Origin of the sequence: Bacteroides sp. ET225 (assembly GCF_024733745.1) — a bacterium.
Classification (GTDB): domain Bacteria; phylum Bacteroidota; class Bacteroidia; order Bacteroidales; family Bacteroidaceae; genus Phocaeicola; species Phocaeicola excrementipullorum.
This window is the reverse complement of sequence record NZ_JANRHN010000005.1, coordinates 83,516-98,082: the sequence shown is the minus strand read 5'-3', so window position 1 is coordinate 98,082 and position 14,567 is coordinate 83,516. Positions and strand designations below refer to the sequence as shown.

14 protein-coding genes are annotated in these 14,567 nt (G+C 48.5%); 4 read left to right on the top strand and 10 right to left on the bottom strand.

Features of this window, described 5'->3' with window-relative positions:
• Nucleotides 1–20: 20 nt before the first annotated feature.
• The 7 genes from NW212_RS03815 to dapB are packed head-to-tail and all read right to left on the bottom strand — an operon-like array spanning nt 21 to nt 6,541.
• Nucleotides 21–1,079: an endonuclease/exonuclease/phosphatase family protein gene (locus tag NW212_RS03815; RefSeq protein ID WP_258337312.1), complete on the bottom strand. Its 1,059-nt coding sequence runs from the start codon at nt 1,077–1,079 to the stop codon at nt 21–23.
• 14 nt (nt 1,080–1,093) lie between these two features.
• Entirely contained in the window at nt 1,094–1,990 is an 897-nt protein-coding gene (locus NW212_RS03810; RefSeq protein ID WP_258337311.1) for a rhomboid family intramembrane serine protease, read from the bottom strand.
• Nucleotides 1,965–2,639 (bottom strand): rhomboid family intramembrane serine protease, encoded by a 675-nt coding sequence (locus NW212_RS03805; protein WP_258337310.1) that lies wholly within the window; start codon nt 2,637–2,639, stop codon nt 1,965–1,967. Before NW212_RS03805 ends, NW212_RS03810 begins: the two co-directional genes overlap by 26 nt.
• 47 nt (nt 2,640–2,686) lie before the next feature.
• Nucleotides 2,687–3,346 (bottom strand): WbqC family protein, encoded by a 660-nt coding sequence (locus NW212_RS03800; RefSeq protein WP_258337309.1) that lies wholly within the window; start codon nt 3,344–3,346, stop codon nt 2,687–2,689.
• Nucleotides 3,347–3,375: 29 nt separating this feature from the next.
• Nucleotides 3,376–4,293 (bottom strand): signal peptidase I, encoded by a 918-nt coding sequence (lepB, locus tag NW212_RS03795; RefSeq protein ID WP_258337308.1) that lies wholly within the window; start codon nt 4,291–4,293, stop codon nt 3,376–3,378.
• A 3-nt stretch (nt 4,294–4,296) separates the two neighbouring features.
• A complete protein-coding gene (locus NW212_RS03790) occupies nt 4,297–5,769 on the bottom strand; it encodes a S26 family signal peptidase (RefSeq protein WP_375337943.1) in 1,473 nt (490 codons plus the stop codon).
• Nucleotides 5,770–5,785: 16 nt separating this feature from the next.
• Complete coding sequence (dapB, locus tag NW212_RS03785) at nt 5,786–6,541, bottom strand: 4-hydroxy-tetrahydrodipicolinate reductase (RefSeq protein ID WP_258337307.1); 756 nt, start codon at nt 6,539–6,541, stop codon at nt 5,786–5,788.
• An 82-nt stretch (nt 6,542–6,623) separates the two neighbouring features.
• Between dapB and NW212_RS03780 the strand changes: the two genes are divergently transcribed.
• From NW212_RS03780 to NW212_RS03765, 4 genes are all read left to right on the top strand, one after another.
• Nucleotides 6,624–7,904, top strand: coding sequence for a DUF2851 family protein (locus NW212_RS03780; protein WP_258337306.1), 1,281 nt, complete (start codon nt 6,624–6,626; stop codon nt 7,902–7,904).
• A 281-nt stretch (nt 7,905–8,185) separates the two neighbouring features.
• Nucleotides 8,186–8,593 carry a thioesterase family protein gene (locus tag NW212_RS03775; protein ID WP_258337305.1) on the top strand — a complete coding sequence of 136 codons (408 nt, stop codon included), beginning with the start codon at nt 8,186–8,188 and terminating at the stop codon, nt 8,591–8,593.
• Nucleotides 8,590–9,702: a DNA-processing protein DprA gene (gene dprA, locus NW212_RS03770; RefSeq protein WP_258337304.1), complete on the top strand. Its 1,113-nt coding sequence runs from the start codon at nt 8,590–8,592 to the stop codon at nt 9,700–9,702. The genes NW212_RS03775 and dprA overlap by 4 nt, the downstream gene beginning before the upstream one ends.
• A gap of 33 nt (nt 9,703–9,735) precedes the next feature.
• Nucleotides 9,736–10,722 (top strand): DUF5106 domain-containing protein, encoded by a 987-nt coding sequence (locus tag NW212_RS03765; RefSeq protein WP_258337303.1) that lies wholly within the window; start codon nt 9,736–9,738, stop codon nt 10,720–10,722.
• Nucleotides 10,723–11,021: 299 nt separating this feature from the next.
• Here the strand turns inward: NW212_RS03765 and NW212_RS03760 are convergent, their stop codons facing one another.
• From NW212_RS03760 to NW212_RS03750, 3 genes are read right to left on the bottom strand one after another with little or no spacing between them, the layout of a single operon-like run.
• A complete protein-coding gene (locus NW212_RS03760; RefSeq protein WP_258337302.1) occupies nt 11,022–11,777 on the bottom strand; it encodes a succinate dehydrogenase/fumarate reductase iron-sulfur subunit in 756 nt (251 codons plus the stop codon).
• Between the two features lie 36 nt (nt 11,778–11,813).
• Entirely contained in the window at nt 11,814–13,796 is a 1,983-nt protein-coding gene (locus NW212_RS03755) for a fumarate reductase/succinate dehydrogenase flavoprotein subunit (protein WP_258337301.1), read from the bottom strand.
• 51 nt (nt 13,797–13,847) lie between these two features.
• Nucleotides 13,848–14,519, bottom strand: coding sequence for a succinate dehydrogenase/fumarate reductase cytochrome b subunit (locus tag NW212_RS03750; protein ID WP_258337300.1), 672 nt, complete (start codon nt 14,517–14,519; stop codon nt 13,848–13,850).
• Nucleotides 14,520–14,567 lie beyond the last annotated feature (48 nt).

Sequence of the window (14,567 nt, the reverse complement as noted above, 5' to 3'; positions counted from 1 at the left end):
AATACTCAATTTTATTAAGGTTATAATTTCTCTACCACACACCACAAAGGATAATGATCTGATGCAGATATCGAATTGTCAACATCTGCTTCCAGCACCCTGAATCCCTCGCCCACCATCAGATGATCGATCCGGAAATAAAGAAAATTCCGGTTATATGAAAAGCCGGGTCCCCTTCCGGCCTCTATATACGCATCATGCAGGCCTCGTCCGATGATCCGGTGGGCATACGACAAGGGAGAATCATTAAAGTCGCCGCATACAAGCATATACCGGCACTTGTTCCCAGCAATAGCCTGGGCAACGGAATCCGCCTGAGGAGCGCGGAGCGCCGCAGCTTCAGCCAGCTTCCCCAACAAATATTTGCCTCCGCTCTTCACATTCTTTTCGCCCGGAGATTTCAGAATTTCTTCATAAACCTGTTTGTCATGAGCATCCAGCTTGTTCGACTCCAGATGATTGCAAACCACTGCCATCGTATCTTTATCCAGTTTCAAACGCAGCAAGAAGCTGCCGTTGCTTACGCTTTTGTAGCCGATACGTTCGACCGAAAGAATCGGATACCGTGAAAGACACGCCATCCCGTTCCATCCGGCGACTGCAAAAGTTTCAACATAAGGATAGAACGAAAGAGCTTTCCGGATTTTCTCGTCATGAACCGGATACTCCTGCAAACAAACCACATCGGCATCCGACTTGCGGATATACTCGACAATCGGATTTACAGAATCCCCCTTTTCTACAGGCATTCCCATCACATTGTATGTCAGGAATTTCAAGGTTTCCTTTCCTTCTGCTTCTTCCTTGTTCCCCCATGGAGCATAAGATCTGATGCTTCCCCATCCCGCCAACAGGAACAAGAATGGAACCAGACTAAATTTCCACTGCACAAAGAGCCAGAACAGCAGGAACAAAGCGTTCAGAAAGAGAAAGAAAGGAAAAAACAGTCCCGCACATGACAACACAGGATGTGCTACAGGAGATAAATACTGGCTATAAGAACAAAACAGAAAGCCAGCCCCTGCCAGCAAATTGGCAAGCAACGCCAGGCCCTGCAATGTATGACCGATTATATTCATTTCACTACCTCACTTCATTTCTTGCTGGCATCAAACAGCTTCCTCTTCTCTTCTTCAGACAGACTGCCATATCCAGACTTGCGGAGCTTGTCGAGAATGCGGTCCACCTCAGCCTCCCTTTCCTTTTTCATCGCATTATAATCGTAATCTTTCTGCTTGTCGCCATAATGCACTTCCATTTTAGGCTTCTTCACCCGGCGCGGCCCGGACAGACCGGAAAACCAGTCCAAAATGCCGTTTATCCATTTGGTCGCATCGTGTCCCTTCGACAATCCCGCTGCAAACCACCAGCCGGACAAGGCTCCTCCCAAATGCGCGATATGTCCTCCTGCGTTGGAAGATGTCATGAACAGCAGATCCAGAACGACCATAAAAATCGCTACATATTTCAGACGCACCGTACCGAAAAACATCAACTGCACCGGATAGTTCGGCTCACGAACACCCGCCGCCACCACAATGGCCAAAACCGAAGCGGAAGCACCCAACAAATAGGAAAAATATACCTTATCCTCAAAATAGGGAAAGACATTATACGAAAGGATATAAAGCAGACCACCGCAAATTCCACCCAGCACATACAGGCCGCGCAGATGCTTCGACGAAAAGAAGTTCAGAAACAGCCGTCCGAACCAGTACAGCCAAAGCATATTGAAAAGAATATGAAACACATCGGCATGCATAAACATGTAAGTGAAGAGCGACCATGGCTGACGGATAAAAGTTTCGGGCCATGCAGGCAGTTCAAGCCATTTTATCCATGAAACGAGCGAAAGATTGAACAGCGTGGCTATCACGTTAAATACAGCCACCACGATAAACACAGCCACATTCACATACAGAAGCTGTGTGACAATATCGCCCTGTACGAATTTTCTCCGCAAATCAGTAATAAATCTTCCCTCCGCCATTTTTCTTTCTCCAATATAAAATCAGTATCAGACCAAAAAGCATACCGCCAAGATGGGCGAAATGAGCAACTCCGTCACTGCCGCCCAGCCCCAAAAACAGTTCAAGCACAGCATAACCGATTACAAAATATTTCGCCTTAATCGGCATCGGAATAGGAAAGACAAACATCTGACTGTTCGGGAAAAGCATTCCGAATGCCAGCAGGATACCGTAAACAGCGCCGGATGCTCCCACCGTTGTCAGTTCATTCAAAAAGCCTTCCATGGAGATGATGCCGACGCCCGTGTCAACTGAAGCAAAGTTTGACCATACAAACACATACTCCATACCCCACACCAGTTCCTGAACCAGTCCGGCACCTATTCCGCACACGATATAATAAGTAAGAAAACGCTTTGGTCCCCACACCTGCTCCAACACACGGCCAAACATCCACAAGGCAAACATGTTGAAAAAAATATGCGAAAAATTGGCGTGCATAAACATATAGGAAACCAACTGTCCTATATTGAAATCGGACGCCAGAAAGAAGTGAAGTCCTAACAGATGGTTGATGTCAATTCCATATCTTTCAGCCACAAACATGCCCAAAAAGCAGAGCACATTTATAATCAGCAGATTTTTCGTTACTGTCGGTAAATTGTTCATATATCGTTAAATCATTGATTTTGTTGCAAATGTACTACATTATTCTTTTACGGCAAGGAGTCTGCCGTTTTTTTGGCCATGCTGTCGCGCAGCACGAGCAAACTTTCAGGCCCCATATTGAACAGCAGATCGGCAACGCTCAAATTGGGAAGGAAACCGAACTTACGCTCAAAAACCTGATAATAAGGAGCTGCTACAAAGTCCGGATCCGACTCTTTATAGTTCCTTTTCGGATGAATCAGCTCCCGGAAATCATCTGCATCCGGAATCTCGGCCGCAAAATCGTCAGTCGGAGATAAAACCGAACACAAATCAATCTGTTCACAGACCCAGCGGCAGAGTTCCATATTGAAGTCATACAGAAACGCATATTTCTTGACAAAAAAAGCCTGAAACTCGTCGGCATAATAGTCAAAAAACGGACTGTGCCGATAGGCTGCTACAAAGGCATTCCAATGCACATGCCTCCAGTTGCCGTGGTCGGAAATGCGCACATCCTTCATCAGACACTTCAGGGCATCACCCTTTTCTGTGGGTACAGCAAGTGCCAGCGGCCCTTCGGCAGAAGCAATCACACAACGGTTTCGGTAGGTCTGCTTCATGTAATGATCAAAACGCTCAATCCGTACATCGCCGTAGGCAAAAAGTTTTGTATAATATTCAACAGGGCCCAAATAAGCGGAACCCAAAACCACTTTCTGTTTCATTCGCTCATATCCTTGTTCGTGTGCCTCCATCATTCTATTCTCCTCATAAACCGGTTTTCGCGGGATGAGTACCAGATGCGCCAGGCTTTGCCTATCAAATGGTCATCGGGAACGAATCCGAACAGACGCGAATCGCACAGATTCACCGGATCATTCGAGGCCATCCAATAATAATCTTTCGTAAAAGTAAAAGAATCCGTCCGTCTGCCTTCCACATAAAGCACGCCATCCTTCACCTCGGCTGCACGGTGTTCATGCGCTAGAATGGTATTGCACAGCAGTTTGATGTTCCACGGATAAACCTTCACGGCCCTGCCCTTTCCGGGAACAACATACGGATGCACGTCCCGGCGATTGCCCCGGTTCATCGGGAGCAGGGAAAAACGGTTTTCCAGACGCTGCGAAATCAGGTAATATTCATAATGACTGAAGCTGCGTATGTAGTTTCCGTCTGAGGTATATCCGACCAGCGTGTTGTCATCCAGCCCCAGCGAAGCAAGCACAGCCTGCATCGTGTCTTCCATCACAGCCGGATAAGCATACAGCGCCTTGCTGTCGGGACTGAGAACTTCTCCCTGGATTTCAGACAGATTCCGGTCAAGCATCAGCGTATCGCCGGGCAAACCGATGCAGCGGCTTATGAAAAGCTCGCGGCTTTCTATCCGGCTGTCCGGGTCGTGCGGATGGGGATTGTTGAACAGCACGATATCTCCTTTCGTCACGGGCGAATCCGCAATCCGGTGATAGCCGAACACTGAAGGAAAAGGCATACGCAGCCCATAGCTCCATTTGCTGACCAGTATCCGCTCACCTTCATAAAGGCTGTTCTCCATGCCGGAAGAGGGGATGACACAAGCCGTAACAAGGAACATACGCACCAGCACAACTGCTGCCACAATGCAGCCGACTGCCTTTGCCCACCATTTGCCGGACTTATTGATCCACATAAATCATTTGATGGAATCCACAAAACGGAACAGACGGTCCCAGCGGATTTTGCCGTCCGTCCAATTGCGGTCGGGATCGAGCGACAGCCAGATAAATACCGGCTTTCCTACGATATGGTCTTCCGGAACGAATCCCCAGAAACGCGAGTCGGCCGAATTGTGACGGTTGTCGCCCATCATCCAGTAATAGTCCATCTTGAATGTATATTTTGAAGTTTCCTGTCCGTTGATATAAATCTTTCCGTCTTTCACTTCGAGCGCATTGCCTTCGTAATTCTTGATGGGACGCTCATAAAGCGGAAGATTGTCGAGCGTCAGATCAATGCTGGCACCTTTTTTCGGAATCCATACCGGCCCGTAGTTGTCTACCGTCCATCCGGTCTGTTTATTGTTCGGATACAAGCCTCCGGCATCGTCATCGGGCACATTCTCAATGGAAACGACCAGATCCTTGCGCCCCAGCAAAGCAGCCTTGGCAGCTTCGGTCAGCGGCATATTATAGGTAGACTCTTCCACAAAATAAGCGCTCAGGTCTTCTTTGCTTATTCCCAGCTCATGGCAGAAGTCTTCGGGAAGCACCCCTTTCGTATGCACCAGATAACGGTACTGCACATTGTCAGGCTCCTTGTTGGGCTTGCCGTCAAGGTAAACGATGCGGTTCTTTATCTGCAAGGTCTGTCCGGGAAGCCCGACACAGCGCTTTACGTAATTTTCTCTCCGGTCTACCGGACGTGTGATCACTTTGCCAAACATCTGGGGATTCTCGTCGATGTATTTTCTTCCCGCATTGTAGTAGAAGTCAAACACTTCGCGCTGCTGCTCCGGAGAAAGCCGCGACATGTCGACGGGCTGAGCCAACTGCCTGCCCAGCTGATAGCTCATGCGATAGATGTCTTCGGCTGGATTGCCTGTAGCTACAGTATCGCCGGCCGGAAAGTTGAAGACAACGATGTCGTTCAGCTTTACCTGCCCCAAGCCCGATACACGCTTATAGTCCCAATGCGGCCATTCAACATACGACTTGCAGTTGAACACCGGCAACGTATGCTGCGTAAGAGGCATGTGAAGAGGGGTCTGCGGAATGCGCGCCCCATAACTCATCTTGCTGACAAACAGATAATCGCCAACCAGCAGAGATTTCTCCAGAGAAGACGACGGAATGACATAGTTCTGGAAAAAATACAGATTGACAAAATAGACGGCAACCAGAGCAAACACAATCGCGTCAACCCAGCTCATCACGGCCAGCACCGTCTTGTTCTTCGACTTTTTCCACCATGTCCAGGGGATAAGCTTCGTGATATACGCATCGAAAATAAACGGAATCACCACCAGGCCCAACCAGCTCCGAAGCCAGATCAGAAAAATGACATACAATACCAGAACCGTGGCAAACTTGATCCACTGCCTGCGAGGGGCCTGGCTTATCTTTTCAGCGAAGCATGGCTTTCCGCCGGAAGACAAACATTCTTTCATACGCTTCTTCTATCTGTTAAAATTGAAACAAATCGCTCATTCCCAGAAAACCGCTGTGGGTCGCCGTATATTCGGCAGCCAGCACGGCGCCAAGCGCAAACCCTTTCCGGTTTTTCGCGTCATGGGTTATGACAATCGAGTCTGCTTCCGATTCATAGCGGACGGTATGAATGCCCGGCACTTCTCCTCTGCGGACTGCGCTTACGGGGAACTCATCGGGAGCACATTCGAGAGTTCCGGTCACGCTGCCGTCAGGAGCTGTCAGCGTACCCATCACCCACTTGTTCTTGCGGTCCAGATTTTCAATGATGCCTTCGGCCAGCGTAATGGCGGTTCCGCTCGGAGCATCAAGCTTATGAACATGATGTGTTTCAACCATAGACACCTCATAATTGGGGAATCTGTTCATGATTTTAGCCAGATACTTGTTGACGGCCGAGAAAATGGCAACGCCCAGACTGAAGTTTGACGACCAGAACAAAGTCTTTCCTTCTTCGGCGCACAAGCGGCGCATTTCCTCGCCATGTTCCGCCATCCAGCCGGTACTTCCGGAAACCACCTTCACGCCTTGTCTGAAAGCTTCCGTGCAATTGCCGTAGGCCACCGAAGGCGCGGTAAACTCAATGGCCACATCAGCCGAACGGAAAGCTTCCGAATCAAAATCCTTACGGTTGTCTATATCAATGATACTTACGATTTCATGACCACGGGAAAGCGCGATTTTTTCGATTTCCTTTCCCATCTTTCCATATCCGATCAATGCAATTTTCATAATACACAAAACATTTTATCCGCAAAGATAGCGTTTTTCGCTATTAATCATTACATTTACCGAACATTTACACCTCGTTAACATGGAACAACTTCTACACTATGTATGGAAACACAAGCTTTTTCCGCTGAAACCGCTGCTTACAGCCGAAGGGGAAAGCATCGAAATCATCGATCCGGGTCAGGCAAACTACAATGCTGGACCGGACTTTTTCAATGCCAAAATCAAAATCGGAGGCGTAGTCTGGGTGGGAAACATCGAAATCCATCAGCAATCGTCCGAATGGGAGCGGCACGGACACCATCTTGACAGCAACTACGATTCGGTCATTCTGCATGTAGCCTCAGAAATCGATGCAAGCGTACGCCGGTCAGACGGTGAAACGATTCCGCAACTGGAACTGCACTGCCCCGGATACCTGTCGGACAACTACCGGCAGCTCATCGAGGCCGACCGCTATCCGGCCTGCTACCGGCTGATACCGGCGTTGCCTAAACTCCTCCTGCACAGCTGGCTTTCGAGGCTGCAAACCGAACGCTTCGAGCAGAAGACCGATAAAATCATGCAGCTCCTCGGACGCCACCGGAAAGACTGGGAACATGTATTCTTCATCATCCTGGCTCGCAACTTCGGATTCGGAACAAACAGCGACGCCTTTGAGTTCTGGGCCGAAACCATCCCCCTGCAGGCGGTAAACAAACACCGCGACAGCCTGTTTCAGATAGAAGCCTTCTTCTTCGGACAGGCGGGGCTGCTCCAGGAAGTGCCGGCCGACGAGTACACGGACAGGCTCATGAAGGAATATACCTATCTGAGCCACAAATTCGGACTGAGGCCTTCGGCAAACAGCCGCTGGAAGCTGCTGAGGATGCGTCCGGACAATTTTCCGCATGTACGAATCGCCCAACTTGCCTCATTCTACTACCGCTCGCAGGGGCTGTTGTCTGCCCTGATGGAGGCGCAAAGCCTGAAAAGTCTGCGCGACATTCTGCGATGCGGCACATCGGAGTATTGGCTGACGCATTATGTGTTCGGTGAAGCTTCACCGCCGCACCCGAAAACACTGAGCAACCAGACTATCGACCTGCTGGTGATAAACACGGTCATCCCTTTTTTATATGCCTACGGCAAATACAAGACCGACAATATACTGATACAACGGGCCAACGGCCTGCTGGAAGAAATGAGGCCGGAAAACAATTTCATCGTACGCATCTGGAAAGAATGCGGGCTCGAAGCTGCACACGCAGGTGACAGTCAGGCGCTGATCCAGCTGAAAAAGAACTACTGCGACATAAAGAAATGCCTTTATTGCCGGATAGGATATGAATATCTCAAAAAGCCTCAATGCGGCGGGCAGTAGAAAGTCTGCCAGACATCGGAACAAATTCTATGGTCCAGCCCGTGAACCGTACGGTCCACATATGTGGTCCGTATAGTCCAGCCGCTGGACTGTACGGACCAAATGCTGGACTATAAAACCTGCCGCCAGATCGGCCAGTTTCAACCGGACAAGGAAAGCAAACGGATGCATGCCCTCTGCCCAAGGTTTGACGGAAATTTGATGGCCTTTCCCGAATCCGCACAAGGAACCCCGCATTACTTCCGACAAAATCATTACTTTTGTACAAAAACATAGAATTTATGGAGAAATACATTTTTGAACTGAAGATGAAGGTCCGCGATTACGAATGCGACCTGCAAGGCATTGTTAACAACGCAAATTACCAGCATTATATCGAACATACCCGCCATGAATTTCTGTCTTCCACGGGAATCAGCTTCGCCGAACTGCACCGGAAAGGAATAGACCCTGTTGTCGCCCGGCTGAACATGGCATTCAAGACTCCGCTCACCAGCCAGGACGAATTTGTTTCCAAACTGTACATCAAAAAGGAAGGCATCAAATATGTGTTTTACCAGGACATCTTCCGGCTTCCGGACATGAAGGCTGTCGTCAAGTCAAGCGTAGAAACCGTATGCCTCGTCAACGGACGTTTGGGAGAGAGCGAACTGTTGAATCAAACTCTGGCCCCCTACCTGAACGAATGAAAGACGAAGAACGCCTATATACGCTGGCGCTTACCCGCACGCCGGGGCTGGGACTGGCCGGTGCCCACAATCTGCTGAAAACGGCGGGAAGCGCCGCTGAAATCATACTCCACGCCAAAGAACTGGCCGAGGAGATTCCCGGACTTTCGCCGAAGCTTGCCGGGGCTTTGGGAAAGCCAGACATTCTGCGCATCTGTGAAGCGGAATTGCAGTTTGCCGAGAAAAACGGAATCCGCTGCCTGATACCGTCTGACGAAGCATATCCTTCACGCCTGAGAGAATGCGACGATGCGCCTCTGGCTCTGTTTTATAAAGGAAACGCCGACCTGAACAGTCTGCACATCGTCAGCGTTGTCGGCACACGGAATGCAACCGATTACGGGAAAGAGATTTGCAGAACTTTTCTGCACGACCTGAAAGAAATGCTCCCGGACGTGCTGGTGGTAAGTGGACTTGCTTATGGCATCGATATCCATGCTCACCGGGCGGCCCTCAATCACGGCATTCCCACCGTGGGAGTGCTGGCTCACGGGCTTGACCGGATTTACCCGGCCGTCCATAAACATACGGCTGCCGAAATGCTTTCGTGCGGCGGACTGCTCACCGAATTCCCCAGCGGAACAAATCCCGACAAACAGAATTTTGTCAAGCGAAACCGCATTGTGGCCGGCATCAGCGATGCAACAATCGTCATCGAATCAGCCGTAAAAGGAGGGTCGCTCATCACGGCAGAAATTGCAGACAGCTATCAGCGCGACTGCTTTGCCTTCCCGGGCAGAATCAACGATGAATACTCCGCAGGGTGCAACGAACTGATCAGACAAAACAAGGCGACGCTCGTGCAAAATGCGGAAGATTTCGTCAAAGCGATGTGCTGGGACGTAGAAAACAAGGTGCCCAGGGCCATCCAGCGCCAGCTTTTCCCGGACTTGTCTGAAGAAGAAGAACGGATTGTAAACCTGCTCAAGAAACAGCCGGAAGGAAAACAGATAAACACGCTGGTGGTGGAATGCAACATCGCTATCAACCGGATGGCAGGCATTCTTTTCGAACTCGAAATGAAAGGGGTTATAAAGGCATTGGCCGGTGGAGTATACCGCCTTCTATAATCTCCCGAAAGCAATATCAAACATTTCTATTTTATGAAAACAGCATACAGCAACATGAAAAAATATATGTATTGCCTCTTTCTTGCAACATTTTCAATCTCTACGCTTTCATGCAAGAACAGTAACAGGCAAAAAATCGGAAACGCAGCACAGCAAAGCCTGCAAACGGAAAAGTCCGTGCAGCAGGAACCGCAGTTCCCTTACCCCAAGATTCCCGAATCGCTGAAGGATCCGAAATCGAGAAAGACGTTTCTTCTTGCGCATTACTGGGATGAATTCAACTTTGCAGATACAGCCCTGGTCAATAACAGCAATGTCACCGAACAAGGGTTTGTCGACCACATCGCCCTGCTTGCCGATACGCAGACGAATCCGGATGAAGCAGAACCCAGCATCGGGAATCTATGCAGGCTCATGTACCCGCATCCGCACGCAAGGCAAGTATTCATGAAACTGTTTGACGATTATCTGTCCGATCCTAACTCGCCGTTCTACAACGAACGACTGTATGCTGCTTACCTGAAACAGATGATCGGGAAGTATGAAACGGATGAAGCCGTAAGAGAAAACTTCAAGTTCAGACTGGATCTGATAAGCAGAAACCAGCCAGGGAAACAGGCTTCCGATTTCACTTACTATCTGCCTTCAGGAAAGACAAACACGCTCAAGAATACGCAAGTGCACAACAACCGGCTTTTGCTCGTCTTCTATGACCCCGAATGCCCCACCTGCCACCATCTCCTGCAGGAAATGATCAATGACGAGTCATTGAAAAGAGCTGTCGACGCAAACAAACTTTCCATACTGGCTGTCTACACTGAAGAAAACATGGAGGCCTGGCGCAATTCGCTGAAAGACATGCCGGCAAACTGGATTATAGGCACCGACAAGGAAATCATCAGAATGCGCGCACTCTACAATATAAAGTCCATGCCTTCCCTTTACCTGCTGGACGGAAATAAGAATGTGATATTGAAGGACGCTACCTACGAGCAAATACACAGTGAGCTTGGACTGTAAGGCTGAAAATAAAAAAGGGAGAACGCCTTCTCCCTCCCTTGTTAACCTTAAATCTAATACTATGAAAAAAATCACGACACAAATATAAGAATACTATCTAAAAAAAGCAACACCGTCTACCTTTCCCGCCCATGTTTTAGTCTTATTTCACACTTAAGACAGACTGACAAGCGAAACCGGAAAGAAACATACTGTGCCATATACAGCCAGATCCACCACAAAAAACCGTCTTATGGAACAGACAGAAGCTGCTTCCATAAGACGGCAAATTATTTATCAAATAAAAGCTACAGACTAAATCAATCTTTCAATTTGGCCTTGATAAAGTCGCGGTTCAAACGGGCAATATTGCTGATTGAAACGTTCTTCGGACATTCTGCTTCACACGCACGGGTGTTCGTGCAGTTACCGAATCCCAGTTCATCCATTTTGGCAATCATGGCTTTTGCACGGCGGAGTGCCTCAGGCTTGCCTTGCGGAAGCAGATTCAGCTGGCTCACTTTTGCAGAAACAAACAGCATAGCCGAACCATTCTTGCAGGCTGCTACACAAGCACCGCAACCAATACAAGTAGCGGCATCCATAGCCTCATCAGCAACGTCCTTCGGAATCAGGATAGCATTCGCATCCTGAGGAGCACCTGTACGCACGCTGATATAACCTCCAGCCTGCATGATCTTGTCATAGGCCGAACGGTCTACCATCAAGTCCTTAATAACCGGGAAACCGGCAGAACGCCACGGTTCTACAGTAATCACATCACCGTCATGGAAACGGCGCATATACAACTGACAAGTCGTTGCACCTGTAGCCGGTCCATGCGGATGTCCGTTGATATACAAAGAGCACATACCGCAGATACCTTCACGGCAGTCATGATCAAATACAACCGGTTCTTTTCCTTCTTCAATCAGCTGCTCATTCAAGATATCCAACATCTCCAGGAATGAGGTATCACCCGGGATATCTTTCATCTGGAATGTATCGAAATGACCTTGTTCCTTCGGTCCGTTCTGACGCCAAATTTTCAGCGTAAATGATATATTTTTATCCATTTTACTTAGATGCTTTTAATTGTTTAACTTCACTGATCAGCTCTTATAGTTACGAGTCTGAACTTTGATTGCTTCGTAAACCAGCGGCTCTTTGTAGAGAACCGGAGCCTTATCGTCTGAGCCTTGATATTCCCAGCAAGACACATAGAAGTAGTGTTCGTCATCACGTTTTGCCTCGCCTTCTTCTGTCTGGTATTCTTCACGGAAGTGGCCGCCACATGATTCGTTACGGTTCAATGCATCATAAGCAATCAGTTCGCCCATTGTGATAAAGTCATTCAGACGGATAGCCTTATCCAGCTCAACGTTCATGCCTTCTTTCTTGCCCGGGATGAACAGATTTGTTTCAAATTCCTTGCGGATTTCTTTCAGTTTGGCCAATGCTGTCTTCAAGCCTGCCTCTGTACGTCCCATGCCGACATATTCCCACATGATGTGTCCGAGTTCCTTGTGGATAGAGTCAACCGAACGCTTGCCCTGAATGCCCATCAGGTGATCGATCTTAGCCTGAACAGCCTTTTCTGCTTCTTCAAATTCCGGAAGGTCCGTAGAGAAGCGAGGAACTGTAATCTGATCTGCCAGATAGTTCTGGATAGTATAAGGCAATACGAAGTATCCGTCAGCCAGTCCCTGCATCAAAGCAGAAGCTCCCAGACGGTTAGCGCCGTGGTCAGAGAAATTACATTCGCCGATAGCAAACAATCCCTTAATGGTTGTCTGCAATTCATAGTCAACCCAGATACCGCCCATTGTGTAGTGGATAGCCGGATAAATCATCATCGGATTATAGTATTTTGCGCCGTTGATTTCATTGGCCAGTTCACCCGGATTTACGTCTGTGATCTCTTCATACATATCAAAGAGGTTGCCGTAACGCTGGCGGACAACATCAAGGCCCAGACGTTCGATACTTTCAGAGAAATCAAGGAAGACAGCAAGACCGGTGTTGTTCACGCCGAAACCATGGTCGCAGCGTTCTTTTGCTGCACGCGAAGCCACGTCACGCGGAACCAGGTTACCGAATGCCGGATAACGGCGTTCCAGGTAATAGTCGCGGTCTTCTTCGGGAATGTCACTTCCTTTCTTGGTGCCAGCCTGCAATGCCTTCGCGTCTTCCAGCTTCTTCGGAACCCAGATACGGCCGTCGTTACGCAAAGATTCAGACATCAAAGTCAGCTTAGACTGCTTGTCGCCGTGTACCGGGATACAAGTCGGATGAATCTGAACGTAAGCCGGGTTTGCGAAGAACGCACCCTTACGATAACAAGCCATTGCTGCAGAGCAGTTACATGCCATCGCGTTGGTAGACAAGAAGTAAGCATTTCCATAACCGCCTGTTGCGATTACAACGGCATGAGCGGCAAAGCGTTCCAGTTCACCTGTTACAAGATTCTTGGCGATGATACCGCGCGCACGGCCGTCGATGATGACAACGTCTTCCATTTCATAACGGGTATACAGCTTTACAGTTCCGGCACCTACCTGGCGGCTCAATGCAGAATATGCGCCCAGCAAGAGCTGCTGGCCAGTCTGACCCTTCGCATAGAATGTACGTGAAACCTGTGCGCCACCGAACGAACGGTTAGCCAGCAAGCCTCCGTATTCACGGGCAAAAGGAACACCCTGTGCAACACACTGGTCGATGATATTGTTTGAAACTTCAGCCAGACGGTAAACGTTAGCTTCACGGGCACGGTAGTCACCGCCTTTCACTGTATCATAGAACAGACGATATACCGAGTCACCGTCGTTCTGATAGTTCTTAGCTGCATTGATACCTCCCTGAGCTGCAATAGAGTGCGCACGGCGCGGAGAATCCTGAATGCAGAAATTAAACACGCGGAATCCCATTTCGCCCAAAGAAGCAGCGGCAGAAGCACCTGCCAGACCTGTTCCTACAACAATGATATCCAGACGGCGTTTGTTGGCCGGGTTCACCAGTTTCTGATGAGCTTTATAGTTGGTCCATTTTTCAGCTATCGGACCTTCAGGTATTTTAGAATCAAGTATCTTAGTCATAATTGTTTTCTTTTTTAGTTGATAAGGCATTGAACCTGTTTTGTCAACGTATTATAAATTCTTCACGAAAAATACAACTGCTACCAGCATGAATCCCAGCACGATGATAGTAGAATAGATGTTAGAAATGCATTTCCAACGACTGATCCAGGTCGTGTTGTTCCAACCCAAAGTCTGCATTGAGCTCCAGAATCCATGAGTCAGATGGAACCACAAGGCGCACAGCCAAACAATGTACAGCACAAAGAATACAGGATTTGAGAACGTTTCCATAATGTAGCCGTAACCATCTGTTGCGCTCAAACCGCCCATCATGGGATTTCCGATCAGTTCGGCGAACATCATGTTGTACCAGAAGTTGAACAAATGCAATGCCAAGCCCAAAATCACGATAACGCCCAAAGCCAGCATGTTCTGAGATGCCCATTCCACTGTTTTAGGCTTCACGCTAACAGCATAGCGCTCGCTGCCACGAGCCGCACGGTTCAACATTGTCAGCCAGAAGGCATAGATAATGTGAATTACAAACAGAGCAGCTAATGCCAGTGTACCGATAAGGGCATACCAGTTAGTTCCCAAAAATTCACACACCGTGTTATAACCCTCCGCCGAAAATAATGCGACCAGGTTCATCAACATGTGAAATGTAAGAAACAGGACAAGGGCGATACCAGTTACGCTCATCACCACTTTCCTTCCAATAGATGAATTACTTAACCACATAAATGATTGAATTTAAATTATTTAATTGTTAGAACTAAAATATCCTAC